Here is a 17,288-nt window from a genome sequence, read left to right as displayed (position 1 = left end):
GTCAAACCCCTGCCAGGATCTGCTGCAAGGTGTCGCTGTCGCAGATGGACTCGGCAAGCTTGAGCTTCAACCCCACCAGCAGCTCCTCAGCCTGTTTTTTGCTGACCTTGCCGCTCTGATAGAGGAGGCGGAGATTTTTCCGCACCGCTTCCGATGCTTCCAGGGCGCGCTCGCCGGTGGGATCGGCCCGGAAATAGCGCGACTGTTCCATGTTCACCAGCACGTCGCAGATCGCTTCCCTGGAGAGTTCCAGGTATTCGTCGCGGTCGATTTCTTCCAGGGTGAAACGGGACGACTCGTTGAGCGTCCTGATCGCCTGCTGCCACTTCTCCAGCCGGGTCAGGAGCATGATGGAGTTGAAGATCCGCTTGTTGGTGCCGAAGGAGAAGATGGTCTCGGCGATGACCTTCCTGAGCAGCTCGTCGTTTTCCTGGAAATGCTCCCGCGCCACCTTCACGCCGGTCTCCCAGATCTCCCGCTCCACATAGCTGTCGAAACGGACCTCCCAGTAAGCGTGCTTCAGGGTCAGGGTGGAAAAGCTCCCCATGGTCATGAGCGGGACGTAATAGTTGTGGGCGATGCAGTCGGCTGCCAAGTGGGCGAGATAGCCATAGGCGCAGGAACGTTGCGGGTCCGTGGAGGCATGGACCAGAACGGTCCGTCCGACGTGCCAGCGATGGCAGTTGAGGAGGAAATGGGTGAATTTCTTGCCTACGGTGATGTCAGCCGCAATGCAGCCGTAGAGGAAATCGTAGGGGTAGGTGCCGATGACGGCAGCGACGGCAGTGGGAAGAAGCTGCAGGTTGTTGAGGATATAAGTGCCGAGCTGCAGATGCGTACCTCCCCCCCAGGCAAAAGCGGATGCCGGCAGGGCAATGACGATCAGTAGCGCGATCAAGGCCACATGCATGGGAATCACAGTAATCGAAATGGATGGAAATGTAAAGGGAGGTGTCATGGACAGCGGTGATGAAAGGGATAGCCTGCTCGGTTCCTTGCGGGCCTGTCTGGTCGACCTGCAGGAGAGCGGCGTCGATGAACTGCCGCTCGCCATGGATGCCGGGGTCTCCCCCACCGAGCGGGACCTGCTTTTGCAGCCTGCACCCGCCGTGGCTGCAGCATCTCCGGGAGAGCGGGAGACACTGACCTTGATTCGCGAGGAACTGGGAGATTGTCAGCGGTGCCAGCTCGCCTCGGGACGGACCAGGCTGGTGTTCGGCGTCGGCAATCCTCAGGCGCGCATCGTCTTTGTCGGAGAGGCGCCGGGGCGGGAGGAAGACCTCCAGGGGGAGCCGTTCGTCGGCGAGGCAGGGCAGCTTTTGACCAAGATCATCCAGGCAATGGGGTTCCAGCGGAGTGACGTCTATATCTGCAATGTCCTCAAGTGCCGGCCTCCCAACAACAGGAACCCGTTGCCGTCGGAGATCGAGCAATGCCATCCGTTCATGCTCCGCCAGGTACAGTCTATCGCACCCGACGTGGTGGTTGCGCTGGGGACCTTTGCCGTGCAGACCCTGCTCAGGAGCAAAGAGCCGATCTCCCGGCTCCGTGGCCGCTTCCACGACTATCATGGCATCCCGCTCATGCCCACCTTTCATCCGGCCTTTCTGCTCAGGAACCCTGCCATGAAACGCGAGGTCTGGGCGGACATGAAGCAGGTGATGAAAAAGCTGGGGATAGAGCTTCCAGCCTAGACTGGGGGGAACCCCTCGAAGCTTACTGCTGGATATATGTCTTCAGGTTCTCGTAGGCCAGCTTGGTCGATATCTCATTTCCATTTGCGTCGAAGAGCTTGTACGACAGGAGCTTCGGACTCAGGTTGACGAGTTTGGAGTATCTGCTGAGGCTTACGCCCGGTTTTACATCGAGCATAAGCGCTACCAGGCTGCCGAACTTGATCCCATTGACACTGGTCACTGCAAGGGAGACGGTGTCGTAATCGGTGGTTGTCGGTGCGGGTGACAGGGCGGAAGTGACGATGGTCTGGTCGGCTGGGATGCTGGTGTTCACCAGGACGATGCTGCCGGGATCGATCTCGTTCGGATCGACAGCCGCAGTGGCGAGTTTCACCGAGGCACCACGGGGGACCTGGATGGTGAGTTGCGTGCCGTAATATGCTGCCAGTGACGACGACTTCGAGGTGGCAGATACGACAACCTTGACCTGCGATGCATCTGCTACTACGGATGAAACGAGTACGACGAGTGCGGCGAGGATCAGCTTCATGTCCAACGACTCCTTTCCTTGTCCCGCCAAGAGCGGGTGATAATGTAAAAAAAAAGAAACAGACCACGTGAATGCGCGTGGAAACTGTTTCTTCGTTGGCCCGGCCGTCCCCGGCTGCTGCAGGGGACCCGCGGCTTTGTGCCCCCCGGTTACCCGAGGTTTACCTGTTCGAAAACAGCGTGTACTGCTTTAATCTATAGGTATTTGATCAGGAAAGTTTGTGATGTGACGCACCGGGAGCACATTTCCGGAACCAACCCCCTGCATCGAGGAAGCGATACCCCATGAACTATGTTGCCGATCTCCATATCCATTCTCCCTATTCCCGGGCAACGAGCCGGGAGAGCACCCTGACCGGCCTGGCCGCCTGGGCCGGGATCAAGGGTATCCAGGTGGTGGGAACCGGCGACTTCACCCACCCGGCCTGGTTCTGCCAGCTCAGAGAGGATCTGGTGGAGGCCGAGCCTGGCCTGTTCCGCCTGAAAAATGAGGATGCCATTCCTTCCCCGCTTCCGGGGGTGAACCCGTCGGCAGCTTCTGTCCGCTTCCTTCTGACCGCCGAGATCAGCAGCATCTACAAGCGCCACGGTGCGGTCCGCAAGATCCACAACCTCCTCTACGTCCCCGATTTCGCCTCTGCCGAACGGCTGAACCGCGTCCTTTCGGGCATTGGCAACATCATATCGGATGGCCGCCCCATCCTCGGGCTCGACAGCCGCAACCTGCTGGAAATACTCCTTGAACAGGCTCCCGAAGGGTTTATGGTGCCGGCTCACATCTGGACCCCCTGGTTTTCCCTGTTCGGCTCTAGATCGGGATTCGACGCCGTGGAGGAGTGCTTCGGCGATCTCACCCCCCATATCTTTGCCCTGGAGACCGGTCTCTCCTCAGATCCCGCAATGAACCGGCTCGTCTCTTCCCTGGACCGTTTTGCCCTTATCTCCAATTCCGACTGCCATTCCCCCCAGAAGCTCGGCCGCGAGGCGAACCTCTTTGCCACCGGGTTCGACTATTTCTCGCTACGTGCGGCCCTGAGGGAAAATCGTCGCGAGACCTTCCCCGGCACCATCGAATTCTTTCCCGAGGAGGGGAAATACCATTTCGATGGCCACCGGAACTGCCGGGTTTGCCTCGATCCCCATGAGACGCGCAGACTGGGTCTTCGCTGCCCGGTATGCGGCAAGCCGCTCACGGTCGGGGTGCATCACCGGGTCATGGATCTGGCGGACCGTGAAGAGCCGCTGTATCCACCGGAAGCACCACGATTTCACAGCCTGATCCCGCTTCCGGAGATTCTCGGCGAACTGCTCGGGGTGGGGCCTGCCGGCAAGGAAGTGCTGCGACAGTATGGCCAGATCATTAACCGCTTCGGTTCCGAATTCGGCCTGCTCCTTCATGCCGATCCGTCCGAGATCAACGACTATGCACCGCTTCTGGGTGAGGCTATTGCCAGGATGCGGGAGGGCAGGGTGATCCGCAGGTCCGGATACGACGGCGAGTTCGGGACGATCCGGCTCTTCGGGGAGGGGGAACTCATCCAACTCGCCGGCCAGGGCATGGTATTTGGCAGCGGCAAGCCCGGCAGGGGCGCGGGCAGAGCGAAGGCGCGCCGATCCTGATCTGCCGGAGCCGAAGTAGCGGGTTGACCCTGGCGGTTACACTCCGATGTGGTACCCTTTGAGTGTCGTCGGGACGGTACGGGGGAGAGGTCTCTCCAGCGACGACGTGGAGCCATTCCGTGGAGAAGGGAGAAATGCCGTGGCCGTTTCCTCCGTACAGAATGACAAGACCCATGTGTGGCGCTTCTTTCGCGCCGGAGGGTTCGACCAGGTCCAGCTTGATTCCGGCCGGGACCTGCTCGCCCTGGAGACGCTGGATCAGAAACTGTGGGTGGCGCTCAGTTGTCCCGTTGCCGGCGTCGTGTTCGACAGGCGGACGCTGGAGCTGATCGACACGGATCAGGACGGGCACATCCGGGTTCCGGAGATCCTTGCCGCCTTTGCCTGGATCGCTCCACGCCTGCGGGACCCCGACCGTCTCCTGAAGGGGGATGGCTGCGTTCCCCTCGACGCCATCAACCCGGAGACTGGGGAAGGGGAGAGCCTGCTGGTTTCGGCACGGACCATCCTTGAGAACCTGGGGAGGGCAGGGGCTACCGAGGTCTCCATCGAGGATGCCTGCGATACGGAGCAGATCTTTGCCCAGACCCGCTTCAACGGAGACGGGATCGTCACCCCCGCCTCGACGGACGAAGAGTCGCTCAAGACTTGGATCAGCCAGGTCATCGATACCCTGGGGGGAGAGCAGGACCGGAGCGGCGAGCCCGGCATCGGCGTAGCGCAGGTGGATCAGTTTGCGACCGCTGCTGCAGCATGGCTTGCCTGGCAGAGCCGGCAGGTCGGCGACCGGGCGGGCGGTCTCGCCCCGGAAAGCCGTGAAGAGGCAGTGGGGCTCTGGGCCGGGTTGAAGCCAAAGATAGAGGATTATTTCATCCGCTGCCGCATGGCGGCCTATGACGGCCGGGCGGCCCAGTCCATGAACGCCGCCGAGGAAGCCCTTCTGACCCTTGCCCCCCGGAACCTGGCAGAGGCGGGTGAGGATATCGCGGTCCTCCCCTTGTCGGCTGTTACGGCAGAGCAGAGCCTGGATCTCGTGCAGGGGATCAACCCGGCCTGGGTCGGGCGGATCGGGCGCTTTTGCGAGTTGATAGTGCAGCCGCTCCTGGGGGGGACGCAACAGCTGACCGCCGGCCAGTGGGAAGAGTTGAAGAGCCTGTGTGCACCCTACGAGGCCTGGTGGGCCGACAGGGTGGAGACCCCGGTGGCGGTCCTGGGAAGCGAACGTCTGAGCGCCTGGAACGATGAGGCTGTGGCGACGGCGCTTCAAGCCCTGATCGATAAGGATCTGGCACTTAAGGCTGCATTCGAGGCGATCGTGGACGTGGAGCGGTTCACCCGCTACTGCCGCGATCTTGCCACCCTGGCGAACAACTTCGTCTCCTTTCGCGACTTCTATACCGGCCGGGGCAAGGCGATCTTCCAGGCAGGAACCCTCTACATGGACGGCAGGAGCTGCGAACTCTGCGTCGCGGTGACGGATGTTGCCAAGCATGCGCAGCTGGCCGCCTTGAGCCGGGTGTTCCTGGTCTACTGCGACTGCGTGCGGGATGGCGGGAAGGAGAAGATGACCATTGCCGCCGCCTTTACCAACGGCGATTCAGACCAGTTGATGGTTGGACGCAACGGAGTCTTCTACGACCGCCAGGGGCGTGACTGGGATGCCACGGTGGTCCGGATCCTGGAACACCCCATCAGCATCAGGCAGGCATTCTGGTCTCCTTACAAGCGCGTCGGCAAGATGGTCGGCGAGCAGATCCAGAAGATGGCCGCTGCCAGGTCCAAGGCTGCCGAAGACCGGGCAGCCGTATCGCTCATGCAGGCCGGGATGCCGGCAAAAGAGGGGGCAAAGCCGGCACCGCAGCAGCAGTTGTTCGACGTGGGGAAGTTCGCCGGGATCTTTGCCGCCATCGGGCTTGCCGTCGGCGCCATCGGCACAGCCCTGGTCTCCCTGGTGACCGGATTCATCCGACTTTCCTGGTGGCAGATGCCGCTGGCGCTGGCCGCCATCTTGCTGGTGATCTCGGGACCGGCAGTGCTCATTGCCTGGTTCAAGCTCCACCAGCGCAATCTGGGGCCGATCCTCGACGCCAATGGCTGGGCCGTCAATGCCAGGGCCAGGCTGAACATCCCGTTCGGCGCCTCGCTCACCGGTATCCCGCGGCTGCCCGCAGGCTCGCAGCAGACCCTCAGGGACCCCTATGCGGAGAAAAAGGCTCCCTGGAAGGTCTGGCTGTTCTTGGTCATCGTTGCGATCCTGCTCTTCATGGGATGGAAGTGGAAGCTGCTCGACACTTTCTCCAGCTGCCAGTTGCCACCGTCTGCAAAGCAGCCGCTCAAATAGCTTTAGATCCGGGCGAGGGGTTCCTCGCCCTTTTCATGCCAGGAGGGAACGATGTACGAAGAAAAGTATGCAGTGCCGATGACTGCCGGGGAGCCACTACCTTTCGAGCTTCCCCGCTGGATCGCCTGCGCGCCGTTTGAAGAGTACCTGGAGATGACCATTATCGAGGCCAAAGGGGGAAAGGCATTCCTTACCATGCCCTTCAAGGTGAAACATGCCCAGGGGATGGGGCTGATGCATGGCGGTGCCGTGACGGCCCTGGCCGATACTGCCGTGGCCATGGCCATCAAGAGCATGCTCCCCGAAGGAAGCCATTTCGTCACTATCGAACTGGGGCTCTCGTTTCATGCGCCTATCCACGGCGGCATGGTGAGGGCTGAGGCAGAGGCGGAGATCCAGGACGAGCGGACCATCAAGGGGGTGGCCCGGGTCTTTGACGAGAACGGTGTCAAGGCCGCGACCTATACCTCGATCTTCCGGATCAAGCGTCCGAGATAGCTCCCGCCGACTTTTTGCAGAGGCAGGCAACGGTCGCGGCGATGGCAATCAGGATCAGATTGAAAGTGACCGTTGACCAGGAAAGGGGGCGGGTCACCAGGGAGCCAAAGCAGCCGCAGCTGATGATCGGCTTGCCGCGAAGCAGCATGTATGAGCCCCAGATTGCGTAGGTCGCATGGAGAAAGGCAGCAGTGAGGGCCGCATACAAGAGCTGACGTCCCCAGAGCAGCCAGATGCCGAGTAGCAGTTCGGCCGCTGTCACGGCAACCGCTGCCGGCCAGAGGAGTTCTTCGGGAAAGAATCGGTATGTGCGGAGGATCAGGACAAAGGCCGGCAGATCTATCAGCTTGCCGCTTCCGGCAACCAGCATCACCAGGCCGAGCAGGATTCTGAGAAAGATTTTCATGGGGCACCATCCCTGCGCCAGGAATTGCTGTCGATGTTGTTGGTATAAGTATAGCAGAATCCTGGGTTTTTACGCGGTAGGCGGAAAGGGGAGGGGGGCACCAGATTCGGGCGGTCGCCGCATGGGCGGGGGGGCTGTCCGTCAGAGCGCCTGCCAGACAAACCACCCGCCCACCAGTGCAACGATCCCTCCGCTGACCCGTTTGGACCAGAGAGAGAAATTCACCACGCCCCTCGCCTTGACAAAACCCTCCACAAAGCCGGTGAAGGTGCCGGCGAAGAGCATCAGCAGGCAATGACCGACGGCGTAGGTGAAGAGGAGGGCAATGCCGTAGAGCACCTGTCCTTTTCCCGCCACCAGGGTCAGGATGACCACCAGTACCGGGGTGGCGCAGGGGGAGGAAACGACCCCGAAGAAGAGCCCCAGCAGGAACGAGCCGGCAATTCCGCCCCGCTTGGGCTTGAAGTCGCGCCTGATCGGCAGGCGGATCTCGTACAGCCCCATCATCTGGCCACCCATGACCAGGGCGATCCCCCCGGCAATCAGGTACCACGGACCGCCAAGGGTGCCGAACATGGTGCCCAAAAGCCCGGCTGCCGCGCCAAAGGCGGTAAAGGTGAGCGACAGGCCGAGGATGAAGGCGAGCGAGTAGCGGAACGCCCTGGCCCGGTCGCCGTCGCTGTAGCCGCCGACGAAGCCGACCACCAGCGGTATGGTGGCGAGTACGCAGGGAGACGCCGAGGAGAGCACTCCGGCGAAAAAGACCGCGCCAAAGGCCATAAGCGGCCAGGCAGCAACGATCTGCTCGATGTTGTCGAGAAAACTCACCGGGCGCCCGCTACCTTCAGCTCCTTGACGATTGCCTCCCTGTCCATGAACCCCATGTGCCTCTTGATCTCTTTTCCCTGGGCGTCGAAGAAGATCTGGGTCGGAATCATCTGCACCCGGAACTTCTGCGCGGCGGCCTGATCTTCATGGACGTCGATGAACAATATGCTGGCGCGTCCCCGGTATTCGCCGGCCAGGGATTCGAGGATCGGCGCCATCTTCTTGCACGGGATGCAGGTCCGCGCACCCAGGTCGATGACGGTTGGCTTGCCGGATTGCAGCGCCTTGCTGATGACAGCGGGAGATGCCGAAGGGAGTTCGGCGTGGGCAACGGTGGCGACCAATAGGAGACCCAGAGCAAAGAGACCGCGCATCAGAGTACCCCCTTCAGTTCTGCCACGCCCGGTGCTTTGCCGGAAAACTTCACCGTGCCATCCACCACCAGCGCCGGGGTGCTCATGACCCCGTACTTCATGATGGAAGGGATGTCCTGCACCTTCACCACCTCCGCCTCCTTGCCCAGCTCTGCCAGTGCCGCCTTCACATTGTCGTAGAGTGTCGTGCACTTGGCACAGCCGGTTCCCAATACTTCGATCTTCATTGCCGTTTTCTCCTTTTGTCCGTTGTATTTCAGCGCTGTTGCGCTCCTGCCTTTTCCAGTTCTTCCATGAACTCCCTGGCATTGTCGCCGCGCAGGTTTTCAGCCAGCCCTGTCAGCCCGTCAACCAGGTAGCGGGCGTTGTACCCCTTGCTCCGCAGATAGGCCATGGCAATGGCCGAACGGTCCTTGTGCGGGCAGGCCACGACGATGATTTTGTCCTTGGGGAGCTCATTCAACCGCTTGGGGAGTTCATTCAGGGGGATGAACAGGCCGAATCCCATGCGCCATGCCGCTGTCTCTTCCTTGAAACGGATATCCATCAGGATGGCCTTTTTCTCGCTCAAAAGCTGCAGTAGCCGCTTGCTGTCAATCTTCATGTCGGCCCTGGTATCGTAGTCGAAGCGTCTGAGAAAGGTCTCGAATTCGGATTCCGCTGCACTGGCTGCTGCGGGGGTGAGTTGCATCGTCATCAGAACACAGTAGAAGGCCAGCGCAAATCGTCTCATGGTTTTTCCCCGGTTGCCAGTTTCTGTTTGATAAATTCACTGAACGCCGCCTGATCCGGAAAACTGATCGCCTCGGTTGGGCAGAGACGGGCGCAGGTACTGCATTCGACGACACAGTTGTATGGGTTAGTTACCTGTGCTGTCCTGCTCGACTCATCAAACCCCAGAACGCCATTCCTGCAGATGGAGAGGCATTCCCCGCAGCCCGTGCATTTGCTGTCGTCGATGGTCGGGAACCAGGGGATCTCCTCTCGCGGGATTCCTCGCCACATGTCCATATCCGCTCTCCTTTCAGGGGTTGTCGGCGATCAGTTCCTTGATTGCGGCACCTGCCTCTTCAGTCGTCCTGTTGCGGATGTCCAGGGCCAGATGGTGGGTCTTGTCGAAACCGACCGCCTCGAAGGCATCGCGGTACATCTTGGACTGCATCTGCGGGTCGCAGGCGGCGATGTAGAGCTTCTCCGTCTCGCCTCCGGAGAGCAGCGTCTTGAGAAACTCCTCGCCGTCCCCCACACAGAGTTGCGGATGGAGGCAGACATAATCGACCAGCTTCTCCCGCCGCAGATCGGACAATACTCCGAAGATATCCATCTTGGAAAAACTTGGGCACGTGCCCTGGCAAACACACAGGATGAAACCTTTTTTACCCGCCATGATTCTCCCCTTTTCCCTTTGTCTGTTCCGCCAGGCTCTCCAGTCGTTCCCTGACAGAAACGGTGAATCTGTCGTGAGTGTCGATTACTGTTTGACGAACCTTGAGGGCCATTCTGATGGCTGCTCTCAGCTCTCTTGCAGTGGCACCCGCCTCACGGGCGGCCGTGGCATGCCACTCCAGTCAATCTCCGCACTCGGTGCCGATGGCTGCGGCCATGCCGATCAGTTCCAGATATTTGCGGTCCATGCAGGTTCTCCTCCTTACTCTGCCGAGGTTATCGGTTCGCCAACCACCATGGCCTTGAGCAGTTCGATCGGGACCACGCCCAGACGGCTTGCCGCGTCCTTGAGGGTTTCGTCATCCTTGACGGCCATCTGTTGAGCCGCCAGTTTCTGCTTGATTCTGGCAGGGTCCAGGTTGAGCTCCAGGCAGATCGCCTCCAGGGTCTTCCTGCCGATCCCTTTCCCCTCGAACCGTTCGACCACCAGGTCGTTGGTGTAACGGGGGACCATGGTGTCCGCTTTTGCTGCGCCACTTGGCTTGCCGGGCGTTACCGTCGCTTTCTTACGGGGCGATTCGGGGGTAGCAGGCTTGGTTGCCGCAGGCAAAGGCACGGCAGCGGGTAACAAAACCGATGAATCCGGCCGTTCCAGCTTCCTGATCACCTGGTAAACCTTGGCCGGGGTAACGCCGTTTGCACTGGCTATCCGCTCCAGGGTGACATTTTCGTCGACAACGTGCAAACCGGCACGTTGCAGCTCCCGCAGCGCCTCATCCGGGTCGATGTACATCTTCTTGCAGAACCCCTTGAGCGACAGCAGCTCGGCGTGGCCGAACGGCGGGTCGTCGGCAGGGGTCCGCACCCAGGCGTCCTTGATCCAGCTGTTGAAATCGAGGACGTAGTTGAGCGGCGGGGTCCTGGTGACGGCGCCGATGGTGAAGAAGAGGGTGATCAGGATGGAAATGGCCAGATCGCGCCAGCCAGCCGCCATCCGGCCGGGAATGCCGCGCAGATACTGCATGAGCGGCGTCCAGTTATAGCAGGTATGCCAGATGCCGGCGACCAGGAACAAGACACTGGTGGTGATGTGGATGTTGCCCCACTGGGTCTTGGAGAGGCCGAGAAACGTCCAGTTGGTCCAGTAGGCGACCTTCCCCTGGGGGACGATGAAGGCGGCGATGCCCGATAGGGACATGGCCACGAAACTGAAGGCCGTGACCAGCGAGATCAGCACGCGGTTGAAAAAGGGGTTTCGCTCCATCGTTACTCCTTGAGCCTCTCCATTATAGAATGGCATTGAACAGATAGCCGACGATGACGATCGCCGTGGCCACGATGCCGAAGAAGGTCGCCAGCAGCGGTTTCTTCAGCACGTTGCTGAGGATGACCGCCTCCGGCAGCGACAGGGCCGTGACCGCCATCATGAAAGCCAGCACCGTGCCGATGGCCATCCCCTTGGCGGTGAGCGCCTGGACGATCGGGATCACCCCGGCGGCGTTGCTGTAGAGCGGCACACCGAGGGCCACCGCAACCGGGACGGCAAACGGGTTGTCGCGGCCGGCCCAGCGGGCAAGGAAATCCTGCGGCACATAGCCATGGATGAAGGCGCCGACCCCGACCCCGGCCACCACGTAGGGCCAGATCTTTTTCAGGAGGCTCGTGGTATATTCGCGGGCATAGGCAAACCGCTCCGGCCACGCCTGTTCCACAATCTCACCGTTTCCGACCTGCATCTCCCAGACGTAATCCTGGACATAACGCTCCATCTTCAACCGGCCGATGACCATGCCGGCTACAATGGCCACCAGCAGTCCGGTAGCGATGTAGATCAGGGCGATCCGCCAGCCGAACATCCCCCAGAGCATGATCAGCGCCACCTCGTTGACCATGGGGGACGAGATCAGAAAGGAAAAGGTCACGCCCAGCGGCACCCCCGACTCCACGAAGCCGATGAAGAGCGGCACTGCCGAGCAGGAGCAGAAGGGGGTGACGATCCCGAGCAGCGCCGCCATGACGTTGCCGACGTATTCGCGGTTGTGGGAGAGGATCCGCTTGGTCCGCTCCGGCGGGAACCAGGAACGGATGATGGCGACCACGTAGATGATGGTGGCGAGAAGGAGGAAGATCTTGACGGTGTCGTAGATAAAGAAATCTGCCGCTTCACCGGCCCCGGAGCCGGGTTGGAGCCCCATGAGGTCGAAAACGAGGTAGTCGGCGAACTGTTTCAGCATAGGATGGTATCTCAGACTGCTTGCAGCAGCAGGTTTTTGCCGGTGATCTCCTGGACCATGATCTGTCTGGCCAGGTCCACGATGACCAATACTTCCGGGTGCTTGATGGCGTAGTAGATCTTCAGCCCATCCTTGCGCCGGGAGAGGATGCCGCTGGCCTGCAGCGTGTTCAGGTGGCGGGAGGTATTGGACTGCTCCTCGCCGATGGCGGGGAAGATCTCGCAGACGCAACGCTCTCCCTCGCGCAGGAACTCGACGATCTTCAGACGGGTCGCCTGTCCAAGGGCCTTCAGGATATCGGCCTGGTATTCGGTAGGATTGTTCATTCGCTGCTCCTTGTTTATATGACTATACAATCATATAGGCAAGAAACAATGTCAAGCGGGATTTTTTTGCCGGGTGATTATCTGCGGGTGGGTCAGAGTGGTGAGTCCAGATCGAAGTGGCGGAAAATGGTGTCAATAAACTCTCTGAGCGGTTTGGTGGTTTCCGGGCGCTTGTCGCGCATCAGCAGGGTCCGGTTGCGGTGATGTACGAATCCGGGCAAGGTGTGCTGGTGGAGCAGTCCCTTCTGCAGATGGTCGATGAACAGGTCTTGAGGGATAAAGGCGATGCCGTCGCCGTCGAGGACGGACCTGATGATGACATGGAGATCGTCATAGACGATGACCTTTTTGAATTCACGCAACTCCCTGCCGATCCTGCGCAGGTTTTCCTCCATGAGAATCCGCGAACAGCACCCTTCCTTGCGGACAAACAGTGGTACGTCGAGCAGGTCGTCAAGAGCCAGTTCAGGGGTCGGAAGGCCGAGCGCTGGCGCGCTGGCAAAGACCATGGCATCGCCCGGCAACGGATAGGTGCAGAATTCCGTCAGGTCAATGGCGTTGCAATGCTCGATCAACGCCAGATCGAAGAGGCCTTCCTGCGTCCCCTGGACAATTTCCTCCGGCTTGCTGAAGATAAACTGCAGCTCTGCAGTTTCTGCGTGATCCAGCATGAACTCCTTGAGAATGCAGGGGAGATGGGCGATGCCGAACGCCGGCGAGCAGCAGAAGGAGATATGAATCTTTTTTGAGAGCGAGCGAAGGCCGACCAGCAGTTCCGATTCGATCTCCAGGAGTTTTTCCGCTTTTTCCAGGACAATCTGCCCGGCCTCGGTCAGTTTCAGGTGTTGGGCGGTGCGATCGAGCAGGGGAAACCCGTACTGATCCTCCATGAACTTGATGCGTCGGGAAACAGCCGGTTGGGTCACGCAGAGTATGTCAGCCGCCCGTGAGATGCTCCCGGCGCGTACGACTTCAAGGAATGTTTTCAGGTATAACGACTCCATATTTTACCTCTCATGAGAGATGTATCACAATCTGTTATGCACCCCATACCAAAGATTCACTTTAGTTTTAGCGGATTTCGGAGATAAATTGCAATGAAAGAATATTCTCATTATTTCATTGAAGGGGGTAAATCATGCAGTGGACCACCATGGCGAAAACGTACGGGATTACCGCTGCCCTCCTGGCGAGCTTCTGTCTTGCGACAGAGGCCCAGGCAGGTCCAAGGATCGAGTTCGGCGAAGAAGGAGGCTATCTCCAGGTCGATCTGAAAGGGCAGGTATACGTCGAAAACACGGATTACGGTTCCGGAAGCACCAATGACACCTCCCGCACCGACATCCATTTCCAGCGCAACCGTCTGACCGTCACCGGTATGCTCGATGAGGTCTATGGGATCAAGTTCCAGACCTGCGGTGCCACCGGCACGACAAAATCGGCAGTCGGTTATAACCTGAGCGCCCAGGATGTGGATTGGAACGACCGGGATATCAGGATCATCGATGCCTACGGCATCGCCAACTACGACAAGGCCTTCAACCTGAAAATCGGCCTCACCAAAATCCCCCTCACCCGCGCCAATCTCGACGACTGCTTCGCACCACTCTCTCAGGATCGCTCCATGTTTGTCTACAGCGCCTATGGCAGCTCCCCGGCAAAATTCAGCCGGGATCTCGGGGGGGTAGCCTGGGGCGGCTTTTTCGATGACAGGCTGAAGTATTACATCGGGGTCTTCCAGGGGCGCGAAGGTTCATCGACAGTCCAGATCCCTGTCGGTGCGCTCAAAGGCGTCAACGCGACATCGAGCAATGCGCCCAAGACAAATCTCGAGTACGTTGGCCGGTTGCATTATTCTTTCCTGGATACCGAACCGGGCTCCGGGTACCTGGGAAGCTATCTCGGCGAGAAGAAGATCCTGACCATCGGCGGCGGCATGGCCTACCAACCTGACGCTGCCTACAAGAATGTGACCAATACCCTGATCCGTGCCGTTCCCACCGACAGCACCTCTGCGGTCCTGCAAGCCGTTTCCAGGCCGTCCAATGGTGAAACCGTCGATTACACGGCATATGCGGCCGACATCATGTTCGAGTATCCCCTTGAGGATCTCGGTGTGATCACTGCCACGGCCCAGTACCTGAAGGTCGATTTCGAAGATGCCTACAAGACGAACTTCGGTTCCGGCGACCGTCTGGCGGTCATTGGCGGGCTCAATGGGCAGAAAGAGGGCTATTACGTCAAAGCGGCATATATCCTGCCCATCACCATCGGCAGCGAAGGGAAGCTCCAGCCCTACATGCTGTATGAAGACTGGAAGTTTGCCCACCTGCTCGGGATCGACGACCAGAAGGTCGAGCAGATCGGGGGCGGGATCAACTACTATATCAAGGGGCAGAATGTGCGCCTTACCTTCGAGTACCTGCGCACGAATTTCGACAAGGACACTCCGTTGATAAATGGCCCCACAACAGTGGCCGGTGCTGCCATTAACGTTGACGGTTACGACACGTTCCGTGGTATGATCCAGTACATTTTCTAGCCGTTGATCAATAAGGAGGACTTCTTCATGCAGCAGATCCGGTGGGCAGTAGTGTTACTTTTCGTGATGATTTCGACGGCATGGGCAGACCAGGCGGTCATCACCTATCGCTCCGGCAAGACCCAGACGATTCAACTGGAGGAGTCAGTCGAGAATGTGCAAGGGGTTACGTATCTCAAGGAGGTCATTCCCGAGGCATTGAAATCCACAACGACACCTGCCAAACAGGTGCAGCCCGCCCCTGCGCCCGCAGCGGAAAAGAAGAAAGATTCAGGCCCCCGGCTCAAATGGGGAGAACCAATAATCGGTGAATAATGCCGTAGCCGAAGAGGAGAAGAATCTATGAAAAAATATATTTCCGGTCTCGTACTCTCCGTCTTTCTCGCAGGAACAGCCCTTGCCGCAGGGGTATCAGGCTCCGTAGCCACTGTGGATGGCGACACGGTAACCGTAGAGGTAAAGGAAAAGGCCGGCTGGCTGAAAAAAGGGGCCAAGGTCAAGGTTCAGGGGAGTCCTGCCATGGTTACTGCGGCCGGGGAAGGGAAATACACGGTGAAATGCACGAAAGCGAGCGGACTGAAGGCTGGCGATGCGGTTACCATCATCAAGGGTGCCGACAACATGCAGGGTTGCTAGTTGTTTCCATCCGGAAACGGTTCTTTTTCGCCCTGGCGGTGTCAATCTTCGGGATTCCTTGTGCGGCGTAGCGCTGCTACGCTTCCGCGCAATCCCTTGACTTCCTTGCCAGGACAAAAAATCCCTCGTTTCCGATCTGGAAACCAGGGTTACTGAAGTACTGCTCGGAATAGTCTCACGATAATACACAGAATCTGTTACCGTTCATGGTTGATATGGCTACCTTCCTCACAGAGGGTAGCCGCTTTTTTCGCGCTGTAACATCCTCCCACGACACACCTTTGCCGCAATCTCTCCACGGATTCAAGGAAGGGAGCTGAAATAGCGACGCTGGAACCAGAACGCCACGTTGACCAGGCCGATCATCACCGGCACCTCCACCAGCGGGCCGATGACCGCTGCAAAGGCGGCGCCTGAGTTGAGGCCGAAGACCGCTACCGCCACGGCGATGGCCAGCTCGAAGTTGTTGCTGGCAGCGGTGAAGGCCAGCGTCGTGGTCTTCGAGTAGTCGGCCCCGAGCCGTTTCCCCATCCAGAACGAGACCAGGAACATCACGGTAAAGTAGACCAGGAGCGGGATGGCGATCCGCACCACATCCAGCGGCAGCTGCACGATCAGATTCCCCTTCAGGCTGAACATCACCACGATGGTGAAGAGAAGGGCGATCAGGGTGAGGGGGCCGATCCGCGGCACCACCTCCCGGTGGTAGCGCTCCTTTCCCATGGTCTTTACGCCGACGAGCCGTGTCAGCGCCCCGGCAATGAAGGGGATGCCGAGATAGATGAAAACGCTTTCGGCGATCTGGCCGATCCCCACATCCACCACCATTCCTGTAAGCCCCAACAGCGGCGGCAGCACTGTGATGAAAAACCAGGCATAGACGCTGAAGAAAAGCACCTGGAAGATGCTGTTGAATGCCACCAGGCCGGCGGCGTACTCGGTGTTCCCCTTGGCAAGTTCGTTCCAGACGATGACCATGGCGATGCAGCGGGCCAGGCCGATCATGATCAGCCCGACCATGTATTCCGGCTTGTCCTGCAGAAAGACAATGGCCAGCACGAACATCAAAAACGGTCCGATCAGCCAGTTCTGCACCAAGGAGAGGGCGAGAATCCGCTTGTTGCGGAAAACCTCCGGCATCTCCTCGTAACGGACCTTGGCAAAGGGGGGGTACATCATCAGGATCAGTCCGGCGGCAATGGGGATATTGGTGGTTCCTACCTGGAAGCGGTTGATGAACCCTTCCACGCCGGGCACGAACCAGCCGAGCCCCACCCCCAGCGCCATGGCGGCAAAGATCCAGAGGGTCAGCCACCGGTCGAGAAAGGAGAGTCTTTTGCCCACGTGTTCGCTCATACGTGAGCTCCTGTCAGATACGCGGCCAGTCTAGTCCGGATTTCGTCCCTGACGCGGCGGAATGCGGGCAGCACCTCTTCTTCGGGGCCGGGCAGCCGCGATGGGTCGTCGAAGCCGATGTGCAGGCGCCGAACCCCGCCGAAAAAGAGCGGGCACTGCTCGTTGGCGCTGTCGCAGAGGGTGATGACGTAGTCGAACTGCTGGCCGGCGAATTCGTCGAGGGTTTTGGAACGATGGCCGGAGATGTCGATGCCGATTTCGGTCATGACCCGGACAGCCAGAGGGTTGACCCGTGTCGCCTCGGTCCCGGCGGAGAATGCCAGGAACCGGTCCCCCAGGTCATGGTTGATGAGCCCTTCGGCCATCTGCGAGCGGCAGGAGTTATGGGTGCAGAGGAAAAGAACGCGTTGTTTCATGGGAGTTCCCGGTTGACTGGATTCCGGACCAATGGCGACGGTGCCTTTTCTTTGTCCGGCAGGTTGAGTATAGAGAAATATTTGCATAATGCAACCAAAA

General features: G+C 59.4%; 20 protein-coding genes, 2 pseudogenes and 1 riboswitch. Of the genes and pseudogenes, 7 read left to right on the top strand and 15 right to left on the bottom strand.

Translation table 11 applies throughout. From position 1 onward, the window contains the following. Position 1 precedes the first annotated feature (1 nt). Positions 2-910 (bottom strand): hypothetical protein, encoded by a 909-nt coding sequence (locus tag GJT30_04955; protein MSM38956.1) that lies wholly within the window; start codon positions 908-910, stop codon positions 2-4. A gap of 46 nt (positions 911-956) precedes the next feature. On the opposite strand from GJT30_04955, the gene GJT30_04950 reads away from it, so the two are divergent. Then, a complete protein-coding gene (locus tag GJT30_04950) occupies positions 957-1,694 on the top strand; it encodes a uracil-DNA glycosylase (GenBank protein ID MSM38955.1) in 738 nt (245 codons plus the stop codon). A 22-nt stretch (positions 1,695-1,716) separates the two neighbouring features. Here the strand turns inward: GJT30_04950 and GJT30_04945 are convergent, their stop codons facing one another. Next, entirely contained in the window at positions 1,717-2,226 is a 510-nt protein-coding gene (locus GJT30_04945; GenBank protein MSM38954.1) for a hypothetical protein, read from the bottom strand. Positions 2,227-2,317: 91 nt separating this feature from the next. Next, a riboswitch (cyclic di-GMP riboswitch) is annotated at positions 2,318-2,401 on the bottom strand. Between the two features lie 109 nt (positions 2,402-2,510). On the opposite strand from GJT30_04945, the pseudogene GJT30_04940 reads away from it, so the two are divergent. From GJT30_04940 to GJT30_04930, 3 genes and pseudogenes are all read left to right on the top strand, one after another. Continuing rightward, a pseudogene (locus GJT30_04940) lies at positions 2,511-3,791 on the top strand (DNA helicase II). A gap of 193 nt (positions 3,792-3,984) precedes the next feature. Then, positions 3,985-6,111 (top strand): annotated as a pseudogene (locus GJT30_04935) (hypothetical protein). A gap of 126 nt (positions 6,112-6,237) precedes the next feature. Continuing rightward, on the top strand, positions 6,238-6,684 hold the full coding sequence (locus GJT30_04930) for a hotdog fold thioesterase (GenBank protein ID MSM38953.1): 447 nt from the start codon (positions 6,238-6,240) through the stop codon (positions 6,682-6,684). On the opposite strand, the gene GJT30_04925 is transcribed toward GJT30_04930, so the two are convergent. From GJT30_04925 to GJT30_04875, 11 genes are all read right to left on the bottom strand, one after another. After that, a complete protein-coding gene (locus GJT30_04925; protein MSM38952.1) occupies positions 6,668-7,090 on the bottom strand; it encodes a DoxX family membrane protein in 423 nt (140 codons plus the stop codon). The two genes, GJT30_04930 and GJT30_04925, sit on opposite strands and share 17 nt — an antisense overlap. Positions 7,091-7,231: 141 nt before the next feature. Next, positions 7,232-7,918, bottom strand: a complete 687-nt coding sequence (locus GJT30_04920; GenBank protein MSM38951.1) for a cytochrome c biogenesis protein CcdA — start codon at positions 7,916-7,918, stop codon at positions 7,232-7,234. Next, complete coding sequence (locus GJT30_04915; GenBank protein MSM38950.1) at positions 7,915-8,292, bottom strand: thioredoxin fold domain-containing protein; 378 nt, start codon at positions 8,290-8,292, stop codon at positions 7,915-7,917. The genes GJT30_04920 and GJT30_04915 overlap by 4 nt, the downstream gene beginning before the upstream one ends. Further along, positions 8,292-8,519, bottom strand: coding sequence for a thioredoxin family protein (locus GJT30_04910; protein ID MSM38949.1), 228 nt, complete (start codon positions 8,517-8,519; stop codon positions 8,292-8,294). Before GJT30_04910 ends, GJT30_04915 begins: the two co-directional genes overlap by 1 nt. Before the next feature lie 29 nt (positions 8,520-8,548). Beyond that, a complete protein-coding gene (locus tag GJT30_04905; protein ID MSM38948.1) occupies positions 8,549-9,025 on the bottom strand; it encodes a rhodanese-like domain-containing protein in 477 nt (158 codons plus the stop codon). After that, positions 9,022-9,303 carry a 4Fe-4S dicluster domain-containing protein gene (locus tag GJT30_04900; GenBank protein ID MSM38947.1) on the bottom strand — a complete coding sequence of 94 codons (282 nt, stop codon included), beginning with the start codon at positions 9,301-9,303 and terminating at the stop codon, positions 9,022-9,024. The genes GJT30_04905 and GJT30_04900 overlap by 4 nt, the downstream gene beginning before the upstream one ends. Positions 9,304-9,316: 13 nt before the next feature. Continuing rightward, positions 9,317-9,679 carry a heterodisulfide reductase subunit A-like protein gene (locus tag GJT30_04895; GenBank protein ID MSM38946.1) on the bottom strand — a complete coding sequence of 121 codons (363 nt, stop codon included), beginning with the start codon at positions 9,677-9,679 and terminating at the stop codon, positions 9,317-9,319. A gap of 261 nt (positions 9,680-9,940) precedes the next feature. Beyond that, entirely contained in the window at positions 9,941-10,978 is a 1,038-nt protein-coding gene (locus tag GJT30_04890; protein MSM38945.1) for a DUF4405 domain-containing protein, read from the bottom strand. Next, complete coding sequence (locus GJT30_04885; protein ID MSM38944.1) at positions 10,965-11,912, bottom strand: permease; 948 nt, start codon at positions 11,910-11,912, stop codon at positions 10,965-10,967. Before GJT30_04885 ends, GJT30_04890 begins: the two co-directional genes overlap by 14 nt. Positions 11,913-11,923: 11 nt before the next feature. Continuing rightward, positions 11,924-12,238, bottom strand: coding sequence for a metalloregulator ArsR/SmtB family transcription factor (locus tag GJT30_04880; GenBank protein ID MSM38943.1), 315 nt, complete (start codon positions 12,236-12,238; stop codon positions 11,924-11,926). 92 nt (positions 12,239-12,330) lie between these two features. Then, positions 12,331-13,242, bottom strand: a complete 912-nt coding sequence (locus tag GJT30_04875) for a LysR family transcriptional regulator (protein MSM38942.1) — start codon at positions 13,240-13,242, stop codon at positions 12,331-12,333. A 134-nt stretch (positions 13,243-13,376) separates the two neighbouring features. Here GJT30_04875 and GJT30_04870 point away from each other — a divergent pair, with 134 nt between their 5' ends. From GJT30_04870 to GJT30_04860, 3 genes are read left to right on the top strand one after another with little or no spacing between them, the layout of a single operon-like run. Further along, positions 13,377-14,780, top strand: a complete 1,404-nt coding sequence (locus GJT30_04870) for a hypothetical protein (protein ID MSM38941.1) — start codon at positions 13,377-13,379, stop codon at positions 14,778-14,780. A 27-nt stretch (positions 14,781-14,807) separates the two neighbouring features. Next, entirely contained in the window at positions 14,808-15,095 is a 288-nt protein-coding gene (locus GJT30_04865) for a hypothetical protein (protein MSM38940.1), read from the top strand. 27 nt (positions 15,096-15,122) lie between these two features. After that, entirely contained in the window at positions 15,123-15,416 is a 294-nt protein-coding gene (locus tag GJT30_04860) for a hypothetical protein (GenBank protein ID MSM38939.1), read from the top strand. Positions 15,417-15,719: 303 nt separating this feature from the next. Here GJT30_04860 and arsB read toward each other — a convergent pair whose 3' ends face one another. Both arsB and GJT30_04850 read right to left on the bottom strand, forming a co-directional pair. Next, complete coding sequence (arsB, locus tag GJT30_04855; GenBank protein MSM38938.1) at positions 15,720-16,772, bottom strand: ACR3 family arsenite efflux transporter; 1,053 nt, start codon at positions 16,770-16,772, stop codon at positions 15,720-15,722. Continuing rightward, positions 16,769-17,188, bottom strand: coding sequence for an arsenate reductase ArsC (locus tag GJT30_04850; GenBank protein ID MSM38937.1), 420 nt, complete (start codon positions 17,186-17,188; stop codon positions 16,769-16,771). Before GJT30_04850 ends, arsB begins: the two co-directional genes overlap by 4 nt. Between the last annotated feature and the right edge of the window lie 100 nt (positions 17,189-17,288).

Origin of the sequence: Geobacter sp. (assembly GCA_009684525.1) — a bacterium.
Taxonomy (GTDB): Bacteria; Desulfobacterota; Desulfuromonadia; order Geobacterales; family DSM-12255; genus Geoanaerobacter.
Note: the sequence above shows the minus strand (reverse complement) of the source record. Positions and strands in the feature narration are given on the sequence as shown.